This is a genomic window from Paraburkholderia sp. FT54 (genome assembly GCF_031585635.1).
Taxonomy (GTDB): domain Bacteria; phylum Pseudomonadota; class Gammaproteobacteria; order Burkholderiales; family Burkholderiaceae; genus Paraburkholderia.
In genome coordinates this window covers 3403652-3424950 of sequence record NZ_CP134195.1, presented here as the reverse complement: position 1 = coordinate 3424950, position 21299 = coordinate 3403652, and the positions used below count along the sequence as shown (strand labels likewise).

General features: G+C 59.3%; 22 protein-coding genes and 3 pseudogenes. 17 read left to right on the top strand and 8 right to left on the bottom strand.

The window, feature by feature from the left end:
* Positions 1 to 148 precede the first annotated feature (148 nt).
* Both RI103_RS15845 and RI103_RS15840 read left to right on the top strand, forming a co-directional pair.
* Positions 149 to 418, top strand: a complete 270-nt coding sequence (locus RI103_RS15845; protein WP_310812875.1) for a hypothetical protein — start codon at positions 149 to 151, stop codon at positions 416 to 418.
* Positions 419 to 640: 222 nt separating this feature from the next.
* Positions 641 to 1315, top strand: coding sequence for a CBS domain-containing protein (locus tag RI103_RS15840; RefSeq protein WP_310812874.1), 675 nt, complete (start codon positions 641 to 643; stop codon positions 1313 to 1315).
* 269 nt (positions 1316 to 1584) lie between these two features.
* On the opposite strand, the gene RI103_RS15835 is transcribed toward RI103_RS15840, so the two are convergent.
* Complete coding sequence (locus tag RI103_RS15835) at positions 1585 to 2385, bottom strand: helix-turn-helix transcriptional regulator (RefSeq protein WP_310812873.1); 801 nt, start codon at positions 2383 to 2385, stop codon at positions 1585 to 1587.
* Positions 2386 to 3072: 687 nt separating this feature from the next.
* Complete coding sequence (locus RI103_RS39655; RefSeq protein ID WP_409076987.1) at positions 3073 to 3375, bottom strand: jacalin-like lectin; 303 nt, start codon at positions 3373 to 3375, stop codon at positions 3073 to 3075.
* Between the two features lie 634 nt (positions 3376 to 4009).
* Between RI103_RS39655 and RI103_RS15830 the strand changes: the two are divergent.
* A pseudogene (locus tag RI103_RS15830) lies at positions 4010 to 4207 on the top strand (hypothetical protein); the annotation flags it as partial.
* On the opposite strand, the gene RI103_RS15825 reads toward RI103_RS15830, so the two are convergent.
* Positions 4178 to 5266 (bottom strand): DJ-1/PfpI family protein, encoded by a 1089-nt coding sequence (locus tag RI103_RS15825; protein WP_310812872.1) that lies wholly within the window; start codon positions 5264 to 5266, stop codon positions 4178 to 4180. The pseudogene RI103_RS15830 and the gene RI103_RS15825 sit on opposite strands and share 30 nt — an antisense overlap.
* A gap of 104 nt (positions 5267 to 5370) precedes the next feature.
* Here RI103_RS15825 and RI103_RS15820 point away from each other — a divergent pair.
* Positions 5371 to 5582 (top strand): annotated as a pseudogene (locus RI103_RS15820) (IS5/IS1182 family transposase); the annotation flags it as partial.
* On the opposite strand, the gene RI103_RS15815 reads toward RI103_RS15820, so the two are convergent.
* Positions 5524 to 5871, bottom strand: coding sequence for a DUF4148 domain-containing protein (locus RI103_RS15815; protein ID WP_310812871.1), 348 nt, complete (start codon positions 5869 to 5871; stop codon positions 5524 to 5526). The pseudogene RI103_RS15820 and the gene RI103_RS15815 overlap by 59 nt on opposite strands.
* 340 nt (positions 5872 to 6211) lie before the next feature.
* On the opposite strand from RI103_RS15815, the pseudogene RI103_RS15810 reads away from it, so the two are divergent.
* Positions 6212 to 6382, top strand: a pseudogene (locus RI103_RS15810) (LysR family transcriptional regulator); the annotation flags it as partial.
* A gap of 225 nt (positions 6383 to 6607) precedes the next feature.
* Here the strand turns inward: RI103_RS15810 and RI103_RS15805 are convergent.
* A complete protein-coding gene (locus RI103_RS15805; RefSeq protein ID WP_310812870.1) occupies positions 6608 to 7507 on the bottom strand; it encodes a LysR family transcriptional regulator in 900 nt (299 codons plus the stop codon).
* Positions 7508 to 7847: 340 nt separating this feature from the next.
* On the opposite strand from RI103_RS15805, the gene RI103_RS15800 reads away from it, so the two are divergent.
* From RI103_RS15800 to RI103_RS15775, 6 genes are all read left to right on the top strand, one after another.
* Complete coding sequence (locus RI103_RS15800) at positions 7848 to 8189, top strand: DUF4148 domain-containing protein (protein ID WP_310812869.1); 342 nt, start codon at positions 7848 to 7850, stop codon at positions 8187 to 8189.
* 75 nt (positions 8190 to 8264) lie between these two features.
* Positions 8265 to 8588, top strand: a complete 324-nt coding sequence (locus RI103_RS15795; RefSeq protein WP_310815255.1) for a DUF4148 domain-containing protein — start codon at positions 8265 to 8267, stop codon at positions 8586 to 8588.
* Positions 8589 to 8902: 314 nt separating this feature from the next.
* Positions 8903 to 9106: a hypothetical protein gene (locus tag RI103_RS15790; protein WP_310812868.1), complete on the top strand. Its 204-nt coding sequence runs from the start codon at positions 8903 to 8905 to the stop codon at positions 9104 to 9106.
* 343 nt (positions 9107 to 9449) lie between these two features.
* Positions 9450 to 10688: a molybdopterin-dependent oxidoreductase gene (locus tag RI103_RS15785; protein WP_310812867.1), complete on the top strand. Its 1239-nt coding sequence runs from the start codon at positions 9450 to 9452 to the stop codon at positions 10686 to 10688.
* Between the two features lie 10 nt (positions 10689 to 10698).
* The gene (locus RI103_RS15780; protein WP_310812866.1) at positions 10699 to 11058 is read left to right on the top strand and encodes a cytochrome c; all 360 of its coding nucleotides are present in this window, start codon (positions 10699 to 10701) and stop codon (positions 11056 to 11058) included.
* A gap of 63 nt (positions 11059 to 11121) precedes the next feature.
* Positions 11122 to 11433, top strand: a complete 312-nt coding sequence (locus RI103_RS15775) for a high-potential iron-sulfur protein (RefSeq protein WP_310812864.1) — start codon at positions 11122 to 11124, stop codon at positions 11431 to 11433.
* A gap of 188 nt (positions 11434 to 11621) precedes the next feature.
* Here RI103_RS15775 and RI103_RS15770 read toward each other — a convergent pair whose 3' ends face one another.
* The 3 genes from RI103_RS15770 to RI103_RS15760 all read right to left on the bottom strand — a co-directional run bounded on the left by RI103_RS15770 (position 11622) and on the right by RI103_RS15760 (position 14021).
* Positions 11622 to 11978: a DUF4148 domain-containing protein gene (locus tag RI103_RS15770; RefSeq protein WP_310815254.1), complete on the bottom strand. Its 357-nt coding sequence runs from the start codon at positions 11976 to 11978 to the stop codon at positions 11622 to 11624.
* Between the two features lie 62 nt (positions 11979 to 12040).
* Positions 12041 to 12397 (bottom strand): DUF4148 domain-containing protein, encoded by a 357-nt coding sequence (locus tag RI103_RS15765; RefSeq protein ID WP_310812863.1) that lies wholly within the window; start codon positions 12395 to 12397, stop codon positions 12041 to 12043.
* A 781-nt stretch (positions 12398 to 13178) separates the two neighbouring features.
* Positions 13179 to 14021 (bottom strand): ATP-binding protein, encoded by an 843-nt coding sequence (locus RI103_RS15760; protein WP_310812862.1) that lies wholly within the window; start codon positions 14019 to 14021, stop codon positions 13179 to 13181.
* Positions 14022 to 14232: 211 nt separating this feature from the next.
* On the opposite strand from RI103_RS15760, the gene RI103_RS15755 reads away from it, so the two are divergent.
* From RI103_RS15755 to RI103_RS15730, 6 genes are all read left to right on the top strand, one after another.
* The gene (locus RI103_RS15755) at positions 14233 to 15147 is read left to right on the top strand and encodes a putative sulfate exporter family transporter (RefSeq protein WP_310812861.1); all 915 of its coding nucleotides are present in this window, start codon (positions 14233 to 14235) and stop codon (positions 15145 to 15147) included.
* A complete protein-coding gene (locus RI103_RS15750) occupies positions 15144 to 16052 on the top strand; it encodes a LysR family transcriptional regulator (RefSeq protein WP_310812860.1) in 909 nt (302 codons plus the stop codon). The genes RI103_RS15755 and RI103_RS15750 overlap by 4 nt, the downstream gene beginning before the upstream one ends.
* Before the next feature lie 350 nt (positions 16053 to 16402).
* Positions 16403 to 17596 carry a porin gene (locus RI103_RS15745; RefSeq protein WP_310812859.1) on the top strand — a complete coding sequence of 398 codons (1194 nt, stop codon included), beginning with the start codon at positions 16403 to 16405 and terminating at the stop codon, positions 17594 to 17596.
* A gap of 267 nt (positions 17597 to 17863) precedes the next feature.
* The gene (locus tag RI103_RS15740; RefSeq protein WP_310812858.1) at positions 17864 to 18424 is read left to right on the top strand and encodes a DsrE family protein; all 561 of its coding nucleotides are present in this window, start codon (positions 17864 to 17866) and stop codon (positions 18422 to 18424) included.
* Between the two features lie 102 nt (positions 18425 to 18526).
* Positions 18527 to 19525, top strand: a complete 999-nt coding sequence (locus RI103_RS15735) for a substrate-binding domain-containing protein (protein ID WP_310812857.1) — start codon at positions 18527 to 18529, stop codon at positions 19523 to 19525.
* A 187-nt stretch (positions 19526 to 19712) separates the two neighbouring features.
* Positions 19713 to 20837 carry a TQO small subunit DoxD gene (locus tag RI103_RS15730; protein ID WP_310812856.1) on the top strand — a complete coding sequence of 375 codons (1125 nt, stop codon included), beginning with the start codon at positions 19713 to 19715 and terminating at the stop codon, positions 20835 to 20837.
* Positions 20838 to 21299: the final 462 nt, after the last annotated feature.

Genomic DNA, 21299 nt, shown 5'->3' with positions numbered 1-21299 from the left:
GTTTGCCCGCACCCGTGGGGCTTTGAGACTATCAAACGCCGTCGCCACAGACAAAAGTAGAAGCCGGGGTGTCATGCGCAAGGGAAGTCACTACTCCAGCTATTGATGAGTAGCGCTCAACGATGTGCCACGCTTAAGGAGCCGCGACATGAGCTACCCAAGCCGCGTCATAAACGTTCTAACCTGCTGCGTGTTCACGGCGATGGCCACCGCCGGGTTCCAGTGCTGCATTGCCGCGACCGGTAACGCCGATTTCGATTCTGGGCTGGATGACTCCGCCCAGGTGCCGCATGCTTCGGGAAACACGCCGTTCCCGCGCTTCGACCCATCAAGGATTCCGTTTGCTTCGCAGCCAGCACTGAATGACTCGATTGCCCTTTGCATTCCGGATCTCTATTGCTCACTAGAAGTCCGATAGCACAGTCGGCTCGGGCCCGCTCAACGATAAGACAAGTCCATTCAAGGCGGGTCTTTGCCCAAGGAGCGGTGCCCCAATCCGGAATTGAATCAGGTTGTGGAACCAAGGCGCCTCAGCACCGAGCGATCGGCTCGGTGCGGTCTGCCAAAGCCGCGCGATGGGAGCACCAGATGAGGACCCTTCGCGAACACGCTGGAGGAGCAACTACGCGCACACGACATCATGACTGCGTTCGTCATCACCGCCACACCGGACATGGCGATCCACGACGCGGCAACACTGTTGGTCGAAGACCATATCGGTAGCATGCCGGTCGTCGACGAGAACGGACAGGTCGTCGGTATCGTCGGCGAACGCGATCTGCCGCATCGAGTAGAGAACGGCACCTGCCGCAGGAAGCGCCAGTGGTGGCTCGAACTCCTGTTGTCGTCTCCCCGCGGGCAGGCCGCGAGGTATGTGAAGGAGCACGGGCACGTCGTCGGCGACGTGATGTGCGAAGAAGTGATTTCGATTTCGGGGGATATGCCGCTCCAGCAGATCGCGGATCTCATGGAACGTCGACGTCTCGAAAGCGTGCCAGTGCTGAAGGACGGCAAGCTGATCGGAATCGTGAGTCGCGCGAACCTGATTCGCGCACTCGTGCGCGTTGCTCCGGCCGTGGAATCAGCTTCGCGCGATGATGCGAGCCTGCGCGACGCGATAGTCCTGACAATGCACGGGCAGCGCTGGGGGTTGCCCAAACGGGGCATGCTCGTCAAGGACGGTGTCGCGCACCTATGGGGCGTGATGGAATCCGTAGAGGAAAAGCAGGCCATCCGTATTGCGGCCGAGAGCGTGCCGGGAGTCAAGCGTGTGGAGTACCATCTTGAATTTCCAAACGTGATTCCGGCGCTGTAGTCCGCACACGGTCGCGAGACGCGTGCAGATTCGTCCGGGGTGAACAACGACTGCGATCGTGGCGGTCAAGTCCAACCCGGGGTCGACTTATCGACGGGTGTCGATCGGATCCAACGCAGTGCCGCTCCAGCCTACGCTTCGCGCGATGGCGAACGAAGCGAACGCGGGGCCCTCGGGCAACCGGCAATGCTCCACCAGCGCGGCAAGGCATTGCATCGGGCAGACGGCGGCTCGGCATCGTTGCCTGCAACGCCAGCGCCTGCAGTTCGCTATCTCAACTTGCCGAGCCACAGCGCGGTGAGCGTTGAGCGACTCCCGACGTTGAATTTGGTGTAGATCGACTTGATATGGACATGCGTCGTGTTCGGACTCTGGTCGAGCTTTTGCGCGATCTGCTTTTCCGTGAGTCCGTCGAGCAGCTCCAGCAGCACCCTTCGCTCTGCCGACGACAGGGGAGCGTCGGCGATAAGCAGGCCGTGGCTGAGCAGTTGCTGCCGGTAGTACCATCTCAGCCCATGCATCACGAAGCCCAGAAGCTCGAGATCCGGCGCAGAGAAGCGGGGTGCCTGCACATCGCGAAACACGAAGAGATGAATCCGCACATCGTCGTTGAGCGAGCAACGCACCTGGATGCTGTCGCCGTGACCGACTTCGCGGTAGTGGCGGCGATAGTGCTCACCTTCAAACCATTCAGCGGGCATTGCCTCGAAGAGCAGGTTGGCGCGGAAAGGCTCGTTCCCCGACGTGGCCACGACATGTGACGAGTCAACGTTCCCGGACCAGAGCCTGTCGTACTGCTCCTGCACGGAAGCGACCATCGCGGGTACCGGATGCAGGAGCCGAACCAGGCGTGGACGCCAGCCGAACAAAGGATCCTTTGGCACCGACGAAGGCAATCGCACAACTACGGCCCAAAGCGCATTCTGTGCCGCGACCATCGCACAGAGCGTGGTTAGCAAATGGGTCAGCGCGGCATCGCCTTCGCCTGCGGAGAACTCAGCCAGCCGATCCCAGAGTGCAAAGACGTCATCGTGGACCGCTGGATTGGCGGAATTCGCGAATGGCTGCATGTCGTCCTCAGGAAGAATGGGCGGATCACCGATCTTCGGTGATCTTGGCCTCGCTTGACAAGGGCCTTCGTGCGGAAGCCCTGTTCATTGGGCGCGGCGTTCGTTTGCTAAATGCAGCGTCCACGCGTGGCCATCCGGTTTTGATCGTCCCGACCGGCCGAGCATCTACACGGCGCTCGGCACCAGCGCAATCCTGGGCGCGCAGGCGCAGGGTGCGGCGCTTCTCGACCAGATGCAGCGTGCGTCAAGCGCCACACCGGTGACACCCAACCGGTTGTGGGTTTCGGCCCTGCTCGCAAACGGCTGCTGATGGAGCCACAGCGGCCCTTGCGGCCACCTTCGGATGTCGCTTCGGGGGCCGGAGGGTGAGTTCGCTGGTGCCGGAAGCTGCTGTTCCGCTGCTCACGAACGTCAGCGTCGTTAACCCGCCGCACTGCTGACGTAGAACCTGGCCGCCCCGATGGCAGCACATGGCCGAGGACTCGTCGGCCGAGCCGGCGACTCGAATGGCCGTTCCAGTTGGGAAGCTGCCGCATCGCTCGCGCCGGGTCGAAGGACGCCTGTGGGTCGAAAGCACGCATCCGCTGACAATCGCGTTCATCGTGGCGACCGTCAGACAAGTAGCAGATGTGGAGATAGCGTGACTCCCTTTCCCGGGCGGCTTATTGATGGTGTCAAAAAGCGCAGTTATTGACTTCTCATACATACGCCAACCGCGTCGATATACTGACCTGCGCGTCCCATGAAGCCGATAATGGCAGTCCCCGGCGGAGCGTGGTACTCAAAATCAACCGCTCCGCCAGGTCCTCCAGCTTCGACCCCTACAGGATTTTGAGCTGTCCAGATTTTGATGTGATCCACATACTTGCCGTAGCGTCCGCTGACGCCGATGATTCGATCGCCCGGCGGTACAGGAAGTGTGACTGAATCGCGAGCAGTGGAACCCGCCAGCCGGTGACAGCATGCCTGATCGTCGTAGTCTACCGAAATTGAATTGATATATTGCCCTGACGTGATCGTGACCGATTTGACAGTGTAGTTAGCTCAGGCGTCCAAACTCGAGCCTCCGTCACCGCCAGAGGGACCTTGGATTAGCACCTGTGCCTGCGCGAGACTGCCCTCCAGGACCAGCAGGCAGCCTGCGTGAGCTTGCAGCCGGACTCGACGCCATCGGCATGGCGTTGCTGGCTTGCGCGTAGACGTTCGACGTCAGCGGCACGCATCCCGCGACGACGAGCAGATTCACGACGTTGCATGCTTTCATGATTGCCTCTCTTGTTCGGCCGCGCAGATCGTGAGTCAAAGATAGCCAAAATTCCGCTTCTAACAAAGCCGCTTGCTCGATTAAGGGAAAACCCACATTCAGACGCTCGCGTCCGCTTTCAGGCCGATCGTCGGGCGCGTTCCCGAATGAGTAGCCGCGGTATCGCGGGCGAGACCCTCACGGCAGAGCCGAACGCGCGCGATCAATTCGATCTCACAGACGCTCGCGGACAACGAGTTGTTGGGAAGGTAATGGATGCATGGGCCTACGAAGACTGCGTAGATCTGTCGGCTATCCAGGATAGCGTAAGACGCAAGCGTCGACTCTGGATGACACGATTTTACGAATCGATGTAGTGAAGGCCTCGGCAAATTCCGCTGGGTGGCCGAGCGTACTCATGCATGCCGCCACAACTTTCATCGTCTTCGCATTCGCTTTGAGCGTCGCGCCGACATTCACGAAGCATTCCTCAAACTGGGTTGCTCCCTCGTCTGCTGGAACAGCTTCAGACATACGGAGCAGTCTTTTTTAAACGGTCTTTTTGCCAGAGGCTATTGATTGATACTCGAGAGTGGAAGGTATTTGCGGTGACCGGCTATTCTGTCGTTCAGGCACCTGAACGTGACAGCCAACTGCGTACAACTCCCGATCAAGGCACGTTTCGCTTTGATGGTGAAGACGATACTGCTTAGGCGAGACGCCCATGCATCTTTGGAAGACGCATCGCATGCGATCGGCATTCCCAAAGCCACACTCATAAGCGATGGTTTTCAAGGGAATCGCGGTACCCTGCAGCATTACGCGCGCTGCGTCCACGCGGGCCCCCACGACATATTCGGCAGGCGAGATTTTCGCGTCCCGTACGAACGTGCGGGCGAATGTACGCATGCTCATATTCGTTACGCGTGCGAGATCTTTGACCGACAGGTCACCGGTCAGATTCGACAGTACGTATTGCTGGACTTGTGCAACCCACGAGCTGCCTTGCGCATATGGCGTGAAATGGGGACTCGACTGGGATTTCACACCTGCGCGCTGCATGGATACGACGAGCCGCTCGGCAACTTTCAACGCGACTTCATTGCCTTTGTCAAGTTTCAGCAGGGAAAGGGAGAGATCGACTGCTGCCGTTATGCCGCCCGACGTACAGAGGTTGCCGTCCTCAACAAAAGGCAGGTCGACTTCGACACGGGCGGTCGGGCACAACGCTGCGAGCTCGTCTGCATAGCTCCAGTGAGTGGTGACCATTCGTTGATCCAGCAGGCCGGCGCGCGCCAGAATGAAGGCGCCACTGCAGATCGAGCCGAAGCGTCGCGCCTGCCGACTTGCGCGTTTAAGCCACGCATAGCTCTCGTCGGTGAACTCCCGACGAACCAGTCCGGGGCCGCCGGCCACAAGCAACAGGTCGTATGCATCGTGCGTGTTACTGAAATGCCTGTCGGGCGAGATGGTCATTCCGTTTGAACATCGTAGCGGCCCATGCTCCAGACCCACGACTTCCACTCGATAGTGCGAGTCCGCCAACAGGAAGCGGTTGGCTTCCGCGAAGACATCGAGCGGCCCGCAAACGTCCCGTGATTGGACACCGGGAAAGGCGACTAAGGCTACGGTTCTCATTGGCGAACGAGATCGGTGTAAGAAACCATTTAAAGGGACGCCGAATTTGACGTTAACTTTTGGGAAAGCTATTAACCTTGGCCAACTTGAAATTTTGCAAACACGGCATCAAGACAGCGACCGCCACGCGCCGGACCGACCACGGCAGTGGTCTCGGCAAACTTCGCTGGCTCGTCGGGCGTACTCACGCACGGCTCCATACCTTCGTCGTCTTCGCATGCGCTACGAACGCCAGGCCGACTTTCACAAAGCATTCCTCAAACTCGGTTGCTCCATCGTCTGCTGGAACATCCCCAGGCGTACGGAGCAGTTTTTTGGAAACGGGCTGTTAGCGAGGCGGGGTTGGCGCCTGCCGCACTCGAGCCGGTCATGTCAGCGCCAAAGCCGCTTTCGCTTTGCTGCTTGAGGCGGGCGGCCTGCTGTTCGAAGATCGGGTTGATTTCGGGGTACGACGTGTCGGTCACGAAACGCAGACCGCTGTTTTCGGCCTGGATCAGTTCCTGCCGGACTTCAGCGCGCGTCTTTTCCTGGGCGAATGCGTTGGATGTGATGCCTGCCATCGCGAGGAAGATCATCGAAAGTCCAATTGATGAACGCTTGTTCACTTTGAACTCCTACCTATATTTTGAAGAAGATGGGCCTTGTTACGTGAAGGTGAACACGGAAAACTGGCCTTTATTCCGGGCAGCCGATGCATCCGCTGCTATTTTGGGAAACCGTAATGCGTCTTCTGTTCGTTGCGTCGGCACATTTCGTTTCCCGTCTCCATGTTCAGCATCGTATTCCGCAGCGCGGTACAAATAAAATATATTGTTGGGATGGTAACCATGCCTGAAACACATGGCACATCGTATTTGTCATATTTAAGTAGCGCCAACATGGAAATTCTGGGCGCAGCTTCGCTACATCTTGCGCTGTGCACACCTACGCAGGAATCTTGAATCGATGAACTTTACGCACCTGTTCGCCTTTTTCGAGGTGGCACGAGCCGGAAGTATCAGCGCAGGCGCTGAGCGTCTGCATGTGAGCCAGCCAGCGGTCACGCGGGAAATAAAGGAACTGGAAGACCGGCTCGGACTGGCACTGTTTGATCGGCTGCTTGCTGGCACGACCGTTCGTCGGGATAGAGCCAAGTGTTAGGCGACGGGGCGCCCAGGCTCCGCTAGGCACGGCAGTGGTCGTCGAGAAAGTGAACGGCGGCTTTTCGCTGGTCGACAAGCGGCAGAAGCACGTGAGCTTGCAGTTCAGCGTTCCAGCGGGATGCCAGCCGCTTGATTACACTCGCCTGTCAAACGGGTTGAACCACCACAGACCCTGAATCCGGCAAGCAGGCGAATTCTGTCATGCCGCTGCGACGCCCTGAGCGACGCTGGTCAGAACCATGTCGAAGAACGCTTGTGCGCTCGGTGACAGCGAGCGGCCCTTAAGCCACACCATCTGCAACGGCCGCTCGATCCGAAGACCATCGACTACCAGCACGACGAGATCGCCACGCCGCAACTCGTCCTTCACGCTTAACGAGGAAATGTAGGCTATCGAATGCTCCGCGACCAACATCCGCTTGATGGCTTCGGTGTCGCTGACAGACATCGCCGCTTCAATCTGCAATCCAATGCTTGCGTACGCATTCTCGACAACCGCACGCGTGCCAGAACCCGGTTCACGCAGGATAACTGCATGCTCAGCAAGCTCACGCGGCGACAACCTCTGCCCAACCTGCGGATGATCCGCTGCCGACACCGCCGCAATCTCGTCTGCCCCAATGGGACGTGCATGCAGGATGGCATCGTCATAGGGACCCTCGACAAAGCCCAGCGCAAATACGTGTTCGCGCAAACCTGCCTCGACACGCTCCGTATTCGCAACGACCAGATCGACTTCAACCTGAGGATGCGCCGCGTGAAAGCGTGCAATCAGTTCGGGCAGAAAATACACGCCGAGCGTCGCGCTTGCTCCGATTGTCAGGTGTCCGGCACTCAGCCCCGCCAACTCCTTCAACTCCCACTCTGCAGCATCTGCAAGCGAGAAGATCTGTTCCGCGTAACGTAAGAGCATGGTCCCGGCATCGGTGAGCCTGACACCGCGTGGCAGCCGATCAAACAGTGCCAGTCCGAGCCGGTCTTCCAGTTCCTTTATTTCCCGCGTGACCGCTGGCTGGCTCACATGCAGACGCTCAGCGCCTGCGCTGATACTTCCGGCTCGTGCCACCTCGAAAAAGGCGAACAGGTGCGTAAAGTTCATCGATTCAAGATTCCTGCGTAGGTGTGCACAGCGCAAGATGTAGCGAAGCTGCGCCCAGAATTTCCATGTTGGCGCTACTTAAATATGACAAATACGATGTGCCATGTGTTTCAGGCATGGTTACCATCCCAACAATATATTTTATTTGTACCGCGCTGCGGAATACGATGCTGAACATGGAGACGGGAAACGAAATGTGCCGACGCAACGAACAGAAGACGCATTACGGTTTCCCAAAATAGCAGCGGATGCATCGGCTGCCCGGAATAAAGGCCAGTTTTCCGTGTTCACCTTCACGTAACAAGACCCATCTTCTTCAAGATATAGTTAGGAGTTCAAAATGCACAAGCTTTCGTCAATTACTCTATCGATGATCTTCCTCGCGATGGCAGGCATCACGTCCAACGCGTTTGCCCAGGAAAAGACGCGTGCTGAAATCCGTCAGGAACTGATCCAGGCCGAAAACAATGGCCTGCATTTCGTGACCGACATCTCGTACTCCGAGATCAACCCGATCCTCGAACAGCAGGCCCCCCGCCTCAAGCAGCAAAGCGACAGCGGCGTTGGCGCTGACATGACCGGCTCGAGTGCGGCAGGCACCACCCGCCTCGCGAAGGATCACCCTACCGCCCAGGGCTGCGTAGGTCCCGTCGACTTCTGCGCACCGTACTTCGGCAGCTGAAGCTGCATACCCGCGAAAACCTGTTACCGCCGCCAACACCCGGACAGTAACCAACCTTCCTGAAGGAATAGCAAGATCATGAAGACGCTCGTTTGCCTCACCCTCGCCGTCAGCGCGCTCGCCAGTCCCGCACTGAGCTTTGCGCAACTGGCACCCAGCCCTGTGACCCGCGCGCAGGTCCGCGCCGGACTTGTCCGTCTCGAGCAGGCCGGCTATACCCCGGGCGCCGACAACGCATCCTACCCTGTCGATATCCAGGCCGCCGAAGCGAACATCGCAGCCCAGGACAGCCAGCAACTGGCGAGCGGTTCCGTAGGCGGCACGGCGCAGGGCGGCTCAACCCAGGCAGGTGCATCAGTCCATGCAGCGCCAGTCCGCTTTGTCTATGCGGGACGTTGACGCGCACGACAGTCGGGGCGAAGGACTCCAGCAGCGCTCATCAGGGCTGGCGCAGCCACCGCGGCGCAAGATGCCTGCTTTACCAGCACGCTGGCTGCTCCTGCCCGGAACGAAACCAGCCGTAACGGTCACGGAACATAACGGGTACTCCGTTACAAGTTGTGCTTCGGGGAGCCCCCTTCGGCACCTGACACGAGGCGCCCGGGCATACCATGGACTCGATGTGGAAATCCTGTTGCTTAATTCAATTCGCGAGGCCTGACCTGGTCATCCAGGACTGACGGCCAGTTTCAGCAAGATATTGCGAGACACCGATGGAATCCCTGATCAATCGCGCGATCTATCACCCGCACGTCGCGCTACCCATGTTCTATCTGACTGACCTGATGTGCAACCTCGACTGCAGTCTGGCTGTCGCTACGCTCGTCATGGCGTCTACCTTTGCTGTCCACCTGTCGCGGATACTCAAAACCCGCCTCCGCCGCAACAAACCCCGCGAACGCTGCATCAATGCCTGAACCGGCCTGAATCTGGCCCCGCAGTTGCAGTAGCGTCGCAATCGAGTAATCATTCGCGTTGCTCGCTTATCAGCATGCCGGCACGATCGGTCCAGCTTGCGCCTGTCGCACACGCGCCCAAATCCCCCCTGCGCCGCGCTCAACGGCAGCCGGTTCATTGTCACCCACACGACAATCAGGGTTAAACGCATTCCAGAAGGTGCAAACGTTGCCTAGACTGGGTAAAGCTACTGTATGAATGCGTGATCCTGTGGGTCACTGGTTCCAATCGTTCTATCCCGGGCAACCCGATTGACCCACCAGTCGAACGGATCAGCGATTCCAGATTGCAGGGGACTAAATCATGGGACATCAGCCGGACACTATGGGCGAGCGGCGCCGCCTGATTCTGCGTGGCATCGCGGCAGGCAGTCTGGCGGGCACCTTCACTTCCTTGAGCCGCGCGACATGGGCTGAAGGACACATCGATTTGCCCTTCGAAGGCGGCCAGCGCGACCTGACGGACGCATTCCCGCAAAAGGGCGAAATGATCCTGCTACGGACCCGGCCGCCGTTACTGGAAACCCCTTTCACCGTATTCGACCACGGGGTGTTCACACCCAATGACCAGTTTTACGTGCGCTGGCACCTGGCCAATATTCCCACGCAGATCGATGGTGCCGCGTTCCGGTTGAATGTACATGGGGCCGTGAAGCGGGAACTTAGCCTGAGTCTGACCGAGTTGCTCACGAAGTTTCCCCGCGTGGAACTTGCCGCCGTCAACCAGTGCTCAGGCAACTCCCGAGGGTTCTTCGCTCCACGTGTCGCGGGAGGTCAATGGGCGAACGGCGCGATGGGCAACGCATTGTGGACTGGTGTGCGCTTGCGCGACATTCTGGATCGGGCGGGTGTAAAGGCCGGTTCAGTTGCGGTTCGCCTTCATGGCCTGGATACGGGCGTTATACCCGCGACCCCGGCTTTCATGAAGTCATTGCGCGTCGATCATGCCCGCGACGGGGAAGTTATGGTCGCCTATGCCATGAATGGCCAGCCACTTCCGATGGTGAACGGATTTCCGACGCGCCTGATTGTCCCAGGCTGGTATTCGACTTACTGGGTCAAGATGCTCAGCGACATCGAAGTCCTCGAACAGCCGGACGATAATTTCTGGATGGTGAAGGCTTATCTGGTTCCGGATACGCCGCATGCGAGCATGAAACCAGGGCAGACAGGCGTTCCAATGGTGCCAATAAGCCGCATGGTGCCGCGGTCATTCATTACCAACCTTTCGGATCATCAGCATGTTCCTGCGGAGCGGCCGCTTACCGTGCGTGGCATCGCATTTGGTGGCGATGCCGGCGTACGGGACGTGCGTGTTTCCGCAGACGGCGGGTCAACCTGGTCGCCGGCGCGCCTCGGTCACGACCACGGCAAGTACAGCTTCAGGCAATGGGAAATCCGCCTGACGCCGAAACGCGGCCCGACGGTTTTGCAGGTCAAGGCCTCGAACACGTCTGGGATCGCACAGCCGGCCATGGCGAACTGGAACCCTGGTGGGTACATGCGTTACGTTATCGAGTCCATGACCGTGGTCGGAGCATGAGGAGCGGGATATGAGACATTCGACACTCGCGTTACTGACCGTCGTCACGGCTGCGGGCGTGTTGGACGGTTACGCCGGTTCCCCGGCGGGAGCGCCGTTGGCGACGGCGCTCAACCGCACTGTCAGCGTGACGCTACCCGATAGCCATAACGTGTTTCCGCCGGGCGAAGGTGCGGACATTGCCAACTCGCAATGCATGATCTGCCACTCGGCGGGGATGGTGACGCGGCAGCCCCCGTTGTCGTATGACGAATGGAAGTTGGAAATCAACAAGATGCGTTCCGCTTACGGCGCGCCGCTTCCCGAGAACCAGGTCGACAGCCTGGCAAAATACCTGACGGAGATTGCCGGAAAGCCGCAGGGGAAGTGACAATGTCCAGCCCGTCTTCGCTCATCGATACGTTCACCCGTTCAAGTTGAGGAGGAATGCACCGTGCAAGTCTCACGTCGCCACTTCATGATATTTGCCGCGTCGCTGGCGTCGACCGCGGTACTCACCAGTGAGGCGCGAGCTGACGCGCCCATGCTCTCCGACAGCGATCCTACGGCCCAGTCGCTAGGGTATAAACCGGATGCAACCCAGATCGACAAAGCCAAATATTCAAAATACCAGACTGGACAGACGTGTGCGAATTGCCAGCTCTATCAGGGCAAGCCAGGTGATGCTGCCGGGCCGTGTCCGATCTTTGGCGGTAAACAGGTCAGTGCCAAGGGATGGTGCAGCGCGTATGTGAAAAAAGCCTGACCTGCGGGTCGATCAAGGTTCAGTTTGCTGCCCTTCGACAAACAATTGCTCGCTAGCCCTGCCTTGTCACACGTCGCGATGTTTGCCTGCCCAAACAGGGGCCGCCACCAGTAACGATGCGATGAGCGTTCTGTCCATGTTTTGCAGTGACGCGTGGTGAATGTCGTTTCGGTGGCCGCGTGGCGGCATTAGCCACCGGAGAAAACGTCGCAGAAGCTAACCGGACCGACGCAGGTGGAAGTCGGCGCCTGCGCATGTGCTGGGGCACCAGCCCCGGATGCGCCGTTCTGGGCTACGCCGCCCACCGCTTCGTTTGCAAGGTGACTGCCGTCCTGTGCGGCAATCTTCGCTTCAGCGGCCTGAATATTGGCGGGGTACTCTGCATCGGCGCTATCGGACGGGTTGTAGCCAGCCTGTTCGACGCGGACGAGATCAGCGCGTACCTCGGCACGCGTTAGCTGGCCCGGGGAGCTCTGCGCGAAACTCAGGGCGGGGCTGGCGAGGGCACTAATGGCGAGGGTGAGGCAAACGAGCGTCTTCATGATCAATCTCCTTCAATACGTGCTGTGGGTTCCCGAGAGCCGGGCATCCGTGATGGTCTGGTGCGTTAGCTGCCGAAGTACGGCGTGCAGAAGCTCACCGGACCGACGCAGGCCGGCGTGGCCGTCCGGCCCTGGGCGACGCTGGTGCTATCGGCTGCTTCCCGGTGGCCGGCGGCGCTCGAACCTGACGTGTCGGCACCCGTACCGCTTTGCTGCTGCTTGAGATGGGCAACCTGTTGCGCAAAGATCGGATTGACGTCGGGATACGACGTGTCTGTCACGAAACGCAGGCCGCTGTTCTCTGCCTGGATCAGCTCCTGGCGGACCTCCGCCCGGGTCTTTTCCGCGGCGGACGCGTTGGTGACAATGCCGGCCGAGGCAAGGACGATGATGGAAAGGCTCAGTACAAGGCGCTTATTCATTCCGTACTCCTAATGCAATGGGGAGGTAAAAAGGAACTGTTACATCGAGGCGAACACCGAAAACCAGTCTCTATTCCGCCCTTGCCCATATCGCGCCGGCCGGACCTGCAAGAAACCTGTTCAACGCCTCCATGTAGACACAGTATCGAATTCCACCCCAGTTGAAAAATATATGGTTTATATGCGATTCATGCGAAAAAAGCATGGCAGCAGGCAGTCTCAACAAACAGAGGACGGCGCGATCCGCTTTATGTCCAAAGACACCCGGCGAGTGCCGCCTTCCCATCGTGCTTTCGGGCGCTCAGGCCAGCGTACGTAAAAAAGCTTGATCGTATCGAAGACCGGCCTCCGGTTCGCAGGCCAGAACGATCCTGTTAATCTGATACTGCCCTTTATCGAACATAGATTGTCCGAACGAGATGGCTGTCCAGGTGTCGAGCGCGATTCTCTGTTGAAGAAGTAATTGCATGGCGAGAAGCATAGGGACAAATTGCTCGGAGGCGTAATGGACCGGATGGCAATCGAAGTCTGCGCCGCCTCACACTGCGCCTGAACATTAACTGGCTCAACCTACGAATCGCCGATCGACGTCACTTCACCAAATGGCAGGTCGTCATGCATCAAGAGACGTTCGTCATGCGACCGCAAAGGACTGCTTGTGGCCTCACTGAGCCCGACGGCATCCGGCTCAGGACGACCCGATGCAGCCATTCGATGAATATTCAGGGACGTCAGCATTCGTTTCGACACCGGACGCTCGTTACCATAAGCGGTCCCAGTTTCAACGCGTCGGGGGAGCTTCCGGATCAGCACCGGCTCCTCCCAATGGGTTGTCCGCGTGAGCAGGCAGGGAAACCTGAAACACGGCACCGCGAGGCACGTTCGGCTTCGCCGAAAGTCGTCCCCCGTACGCGATCGAACGGCAGATTGACAAGCCCATGCCCAAGCCACTTGCCTTGGTCGTATAGAACGGATCGAAGACACGCTCGCTCCCCTCCTGGGGCAATCCCGGGCCCGAGTCTGAGACGGCAATAGGAATCCTCTGCGATGAATCTGCGGCCGTGCTGATCAGCAAGTCGCGTGGCCCCTTGCTCATTGCGCTCATCGCCTCGATGGCGCTCACGATCAAGTTGAGCATCACCTGTTGCAACTGGACGCGGTCTCCTGGAACAGGCGGTAAGCGCTCATCGAGTACTGTCTGCACAGAGATGCCGTACTTCGTGGCTTCACCACGCGTGAGCGCAATCACTTCACAAACTGCCTCGTTGATGTCGACGCTATCCTTGCGTGGGGGCGTCTTCTTGATGAGATCACGAATCCGCCCAATGATCTCGCCGGCTCGCATCGCGTCATTGACGATACGCTCGAGCGCCTGCGTCGCCTCATCGACATTCGGCGGCCAGGCGCCAAGCCAGCGTAAGGCGGCCGCAGGACGGTCATAGCCGACGATACGCAGAAACGCGTCATTGGCCTCGAGAATCCGACCTTCGAGATCCCAAGTGAAGACCCCCGACGATGTTCGCGTCGACGAGGCGCCGAATCTTCGCCTCGCGTTCGCCAGATCGCGGTACAAACGGGCATTTTCCAGCGCGATGGCGGCCTGAGACGCCAGCAGCTTCAGCACCGCGAGGCGGGCGGGGGCGAAGACGAGCCTGGTCCTTGATCTGGCCCACCACGGCCGCCTCCTCGGACCGGCCCGGACGGTCCATCAGGATCGCCGTCGGGAGGCGCTCGATCGTTCTTATAACCGAACGTTCTGATCGATATTTCGCGTTGGAATATAACGGCCAATCCGGCAATACTCATGCCTGTCATCAGCGTGCAGGGTATTTGCGATGTCGCTTCAACAAATCACCATCCGCGTCGAGCAGAAGGCTCCCTCAGGGACCGGCCTTACAGCCTGCTTGCGGCGCTATGCGCCCGGCACCATCCTTTGTATCTCCATCACACCGGCAGCCTACGCGCTTCAGATGGTCGAACAGCACCTCTTCGGGCGTGCATGGCTCGAACCGCTCGTGCTCGCGATTCTTGTGGGCACCGCGGTACGAAGCGTTTGGACGCCGTCCGCGCGATGGTTGCCGGGCATCAACCTGTGTGCGAAGACGTTGCTCGAAATCGCGATCGTCTTGCTCGGCGCTTCCCTTAGCTTGCAGACCCTAAGGGCAGCAGGGCTGGGGCTCTTTGTGGGAATTGCTGCAGTCGTGATCGTAGCCATTGTGGTGAGCTATGTTGCCGCGCGCGTGCTCGGTTTGCATCACCGGCTCGCCCTGCTCGTCGCGTGCGGCAACGCGATCTGCGGTAACTCCGCAATTGCCGCCGTAGCGCCTGTGATCGACGCGCATAGCGACGACGTCGTCGCATCGATCGCTTTTACCGCTGAGCTTGGCGTCCTTGTCGTGCTTGGGCTGCCGCTACTTGTGCCACTGCTGCATCTGAGCGCATTACAATATGGCACGTTGGCGGGGCTCACCGTCTATGCGGTACCCCAGGTGCTGGCGGCAACGGTTCCCGTGTCCGCAACGAGCGCGCACATTGGCATGCTGGTCAAGCTGACGCGCGTACTCATGCTTGGCCCGGTCATCCTGGCGCTCTCCGGCGGTTCGCGTCCGCGGGGCGACGCAGGCAGCGCCGCGGCGCCCGGCCAAGCGCGTCACACTTGCCGTTGTCCTCTCACTCACTGCGCTCACGCTCATCAGCATTGCGCTGATCCGGATGCTGCGGATCGCGTGATATGCGAGTTATGCCCATGACCCTCGATCAGCTTCGCATCTTTGTCGCAGTCGCCGAGCAGGAACACCTGACTCGCGCGGCTAATGCCCTTGCGCTTTCCCAGTCGGCTGTAAGCAGTTCAATTGCAGCGTTCGAGGATCGATATGAGACAAAGCTGTTCGACCGGATCGGCCGCAACATCGCGCTTACGGCAGCCGGACGGGTGTTTCTCGTCGAAGCCCAGGCGGTCCTTGCGCGCGCTGCGTCAGCGCAGGGCGTACTGGCGGATCTCGCCGGCTTGCGATGCGGCGAACTGTCGGTGGCGGCCAGCCAGACGGTGGCCAATTACTGGTTGCCGGCGGTGATGCATCGCTTTCACAAGAATCATCCTGGCGTCGTGCTCACGCTCTCGATTGCCAATACCGAGCAGGTCGTCCGGAAGGTCGATGAAGGCACCGTCGATCTCGGCTTCGTCGAAGACCAGGTCGAAGTGAGCGGGCTGGCCGTTTGCCCAGTTGCCAAAGATCAACTCGCACTGGTGGTCGCCCCGGACCACCCGTGGGCCCCATACGAAGCGATACCTGTCAATGCTGACCTGCGCGAGAGCGCCTGGGTGCTGCGGGAACCGGGGTCGGGGACGCGCGGCATATTCGAGAAGTCTGTACGAAACCTCGGCATCGACCCGGCCACGCTCAATATTGCGCTGCAGCTGTCATCTAACGAAGCGGTACGTTCCGCGGTCGAGGCAGGTGCAGGTGCAACGGTACTATCGCGACTGGTCGTCAAGTCTTCGATCAGGGTCGGTACCCTGACGGCGCTACGCTGGCCTTTGCCGGAGCGCGGTTTTCTGATGTTGCGCAACGAGCAACGTTACGCGAGCGAGGCGATACGGGCCTTTTGCACGTTGGCGTCCACATACGGCGAGCAGTCAATCGGTTCGCCGTAGATCTTTCGTCTCGGCTGAAGGGACGCCGGCACCGGTGTTCGTGCGGCGAGCTCGTGAAGGCCGGGTCAGGGAAGGCATCGATCGGTTCGGTGTGACGCCCGTGCTCGCGGGAGCGGCCCGACCGCGGCCCTCCAGTTTTTCTGCCGCGAAGGTTCTTTTCAGCCTCGGGTCATTCGAGAAGGCGATCGTTGATCCCTGCGTTGGCTGCTGCGCCGCATCAGGCCCGTCATTTTTATTCTTGTGGTGCTTCGAATACTCGCTGACGTCGCTCGACCAAGCTGATTAATTTTCACATTGCCCGCCAAATTTACTTCAGCTCGCAGGATAAATTTTGCAGAGCCGAAGAAGGAATGCTTCATAAATTTGCAAAAATGCTTAAACATGTATTTTCAGTAGCTCTTCTATCCCTATTTGCAGCGACTAGTTATGCACAAAGCAGCGTGACGCTTTACGGAATCATCGATACGTCGGTGGTTTATGCGAGCAACGAGGCTACGGGGCGAGCAGGCGTGGGCCACAGCGGTGTCGAGATGAACAGCAGCAGCGTCAACGCGACGCAATTTGGCTTCCGCGGAAAGGAGGATCTCGGCGGCGGACTGAACGCCATTTTTGATCTTGAGGACGGGTTTAACAGTGTCAACGGCAAACCGAATAATCCTGGCGACTTGTTTGGGCGGCAGGCTTTCGTCGGCTTGACTTCGACACGATACGGTACCGTCACACTGGGGCGGCGCTACGCTTTCATGTCTGACTACGTCTCGCCGCTTAGCGCCGAAGGATTGGGATGGGGAGGCAATTCTGCCGATCACCCGTTCGATAACGACGACATGATTCGGCATCAGAGTATCCAAAACTCCGTAAGATTCGACAGCCTTAACTACCATGGCCTGGCGTTCGGCGGGATGTACGGGTTCTCGAACGAAGCTGGTCAATTTTCCAACGATCGATTCTATAGCTTTGGCGTCAAGTACGCGAATGGGCCCGTCTCCTTGGCGGCTGCCTTCGAACAGACCGACCGGTCCGCCAACCCTGCCGAGCTGAACACGACCGGGGCGGTGACCAACAGCGACAACGATGCGGTCATGACCGGCGGGCGCGAGCAAATTTGGGGCATCGGCGGAAAATACAGTTTCGGAGCGTCATCCATTGGCTTTGTATGGACGCATTCAGCCACGAACAATGTCACCAGCGTGTTCCAGGGCGCCGGTCTCGCCCCTCTGGTCGGCAACGATCTCTGGTTCGACAACTTTGAAATCAATGGCCGGTACTTTGTGACCCACGCCTTGAGCCTTGCAGCGGCGTACACGCTGACCGATGGGCATTTCGATTCGGCGAGCAAGAATCTCTATCCGACATGGCACGAGGCCGTCGCACAGGCGGACTACTCATTCAGCAGGCGTACCGACGTCTATCTCGAAGGACTCTATCAAGTCGTCACTGGCGGCGGCGGCGTTGCAGCGTTTAACGCATCGATGTTCAATCTTCCGCCATCCGCAAACAATCGACAGTTGTTGCTCGCCATTGGCTTGCGGCATCGATTCTGACATCGCTGATGCTCAAACAAGGAAGGCCGGCATTCATGAAGTGGTTAGGAGCAAGCCTCGCGCGACGCGCGCTCTTTGCCATCGTTCGGTTTTCCCGATTAAACCATTCTCTTAAATGCGTTGGAATTTGCTGCTTATTGGCACGACAATTATCCATCAAGCGTGCAATGTGGATCTAACCCCCATCACGACTAGATGAGCATTCTTTCATAATCTATATTGCATTATTTATTCGCCTCAGCGCAATAATCGATAAAAGCCCTCATCATGAACAAAGTCAAAACTTTCATGGCAGCTGCGTTGGTCGCGGCTGCATCAATGTCAGCCCATGCGGCGAGCGCTGATGCGCCTGGATTCTGGACCACGCCTACGATCCAAGGCTACGGCAAAATCCACTATCTGCCCAACAGCACGTTCAAGCCTCAACCGGGTCACACCTACAAGGTAGTGTTTGCTCTGACGCAAGGCGTCAAAGAGCCCTCCAAAGTCAATCCTGCGCTCGATCACGTGGCCCGCACAGTCAACCTGTATGTCGCCGCAGGTGTGCCAGTGGCAAAACTGAAATTCGTCGCGGTTGCCTATGGCGCCGCAACGCCGCTCGCGCTCAGCGATCCGCAGTACCGGGCCGCGTACGGCGTGCCCAACCCCAATTTGCCGTTGATCGCCGAACTGAAGAAGGCCGGCGTGACGGTATCCGTTTGCGGACAGGCGGCAGCCGAACATCATTTCGAATATGACTGGATCGATACGAACGTGACGCTCGCCCTCTCGGGTCTGACCACCGTCACGACCCTCGAGCAGCAAGGCTATGTTCTGATGCCGCTGTAACCACATCTTCAGCTTTCGTTTCATCTCGAACCTGCATGCGCTGTCCCGAAAACGGCTGCATGCGGCAATACCCTGGTGTGATTCCTCTAGAGAGGCCAGAACATGATTCGTCAAACCACGAAAGCGGCGCTCACGTGTCTCATGTGTGCAGTGAGCGCACTCACTGTTTCGCTTGCTCACTCCGCAGATGCGGCGCCGTCGTCCCCGAACCAGTCCGTCTATCCGCCTTGGCAACACGGCGCAAACGACGATCGCACCGAGCGCGGCTTGCAATTTACCGAGCCCGATGCCGACAACCTTGCCGATTTCCACGGCAACCCCATTGACCCGGCGCTTACGCTGTATGTCGGCGGCAACTACTTCTTTGCGATGGCGCCGCTCGTGCACGCATTCGAGGCACGATATCCGCAATACAAAGGCCACGTTTACTGGGAGACCATCCCGCCCGGCCTGCTTGTGAAGCAAATGGAGAATGGTGGGACCGTTACGGTCGGCAACATGACCTGGACGGTTGCGCCTGATGTCTATCTCGCCGGGCTAGGCGCGGTGAAGAAGCAAATCGCGGCAGGACTTCTGCAGGCACCCGCAGCGCCCTATGTGACCAACACGTTGACGATCATGGTGCCGAAGGGCAATCCCGCGCACATCACGGGGCTCGCCGATCTCGGCAAGCCCGGGATCCGGCTCGCCATGCCGAACCCCGAATTCGAGGGCATCGCGCGGCAGATCAAGGCCTCACTCAGCCACGCAGGCGGCAACGCGCTATTGAACGAAGTCTATGGCACGAAGGTCGCCGGCGGTTCGACCATGCTTACGCACATCCATCACCGGCAGACGCCGCTGTGGATCATGCAGGGCAAGGCAGAGGCGGGCGTCACATGGCAATCGGAAGCCATGTTCCAGGAACAGGCTGGCCACCCCATCAGCCATGTCGACATTCCGGCATCCGACAACGCCACAGCGATCTATGCCGGGGCGGTTGCAAAGCATGCGCCTCACTCCGCAGCGGCACAGCTCTGGTTGGATTTCATCCGCTCGCCCGAAGGGCTCGCGATCTTCGAGCGGTACGGATTCAAGCCTTACCACGCCAGCGGTTCCTGAGCGCTGCCAGCGTCAGCCAAGGATTGGCCGCCGTATGACCGGCAATCCCCGGCCCCCCCGCCGAGCGGCTCATCTGCACGCTGCTCCATCAACTTTTGCGAGTGACGAATTCCTCGCCGGCAGCGTGACCTGACGACGCCGCATCACTCATGTGGTTCAATTTACGTTTTGATTTCAGGATATCGTCATGACCTCTTCAAGCTTTCGAACAATCGATCACATGTCTCCTCCGGCAAGCCGCACTGTGTCGGGGACGGTGGAGACTGCCGGGCGCATTGCCGGACTGTCGATGATCTCGGTCCGCGCCATCCAGGGTTTCATCTATTGGGGCGGCGGCTCGCGGCGCTTTATTTACGCGCCGAGCAAGCTCGATCCCAATGCCACACACTGGATGGCCAACAAGTTCCAGACGGCCATGCCGGGCGCGCTGCTTGGCATGAGCCATGTGATCAGCTACATGCTGCATCACTTCGTTCTGCTGTACGCCGGCGTCATCCTGTTCAGTGCCGCTGAGCTGGTGGTGGGCCTGATGCTGATGATGGGTCTGTACACGCGCGTCGCGGCGCTTGCGTCGATGGGCTTCTCCGTTGTGCTGATGCTGATGTTCGGCTGGCAGGGCGCGACCTGTATCGACGAATGGACAATGGCCTCGTGCAATCTCGCGATGGGCGCAACCCTGCTGCTCGGTGGCGGCGGCGCATATGCACTCGACAACGTGCTGCTGCGTCGGAACCCGAAACTCGCGGACAACCGGCTGTTCCGCTGGGTCTCGGGATGCCTGCCACTGCCGGTTGCGGACGGCCAGTGGCGCACGCTAGCGCTGCTAGTGCTCGCGTTCGTCGTCGTGTTCGATGTCAGCACGTACAGCTACTATCGCGGCTCGGTGCTCACCCCGTTCCACAGCGGTCCGGTGAGTCCGACCGCTCATCACGTCACGCTCGCCGACGCGACCCTCGGTGCCGACGGCACGGTACGCTTCCATGCGACGCTCGATGCCGGCACGCCGGAAGCGCCGCTTCATATCGTGCGCGCCGCGCTGCTCGACGCGAACAAGTCGTCGATCGTGCAGTGGGACGCTGAGGCGCTCTCGAAGCTGCCAAAAACGGCTTTCGCGAACGACTACGCATACAACAAGTTCGGCACCGGCCCGTTCGGACTCCGCGCGGCGATGGGAGCGGCCGCGTACATCACGCTGACTGTGCCCGCCGCACAGGCCGCGGATACCGTACGCGGCGCAACGCTGATGTTGACCGACGTCGACGGCCGGACGTTCTCAACGGCGCTCGGAGCGCCGAACGCGCTCGCACGGTAAGTCCGTGCACCTGAATTGCGCAAGCAATTTGCGCAACCCGCTCGCAGGTCGGCGCGACGGATCCGACACCAAGGCCTCCACGAATCCGGGAGGTCGGACCTGCCCGCGAGAAGCGCCATGTGCTCCAACTGCGCCTCCGGAGGTCGAACGACCGTTTCAGCTTCGACATAGGACACCAGCGAGTCCTCCACGAATGACTGTGTTTGGCCGGCAGTACACATTCACCCAACCTGCCGGAAAGCTGCCATTGATGACTCCAGCGTCCGCTCGGGAGAGCGTTCGCCGAACTGGCGCTTGCGGCCAACCGAAGCCGTAGGCCGAAAACAGTAGGGTCGAGTCTGCGGAAAGGAGGGGGGCCGTCAGGTGCATGATGAACTGGTCCATGGCTGTGACTTCCTGACCTAAGGGGATTCCGATTTTTGCACAGCGAACTTACAAAAGTTCTCTTCCGGGGCGCCGGTG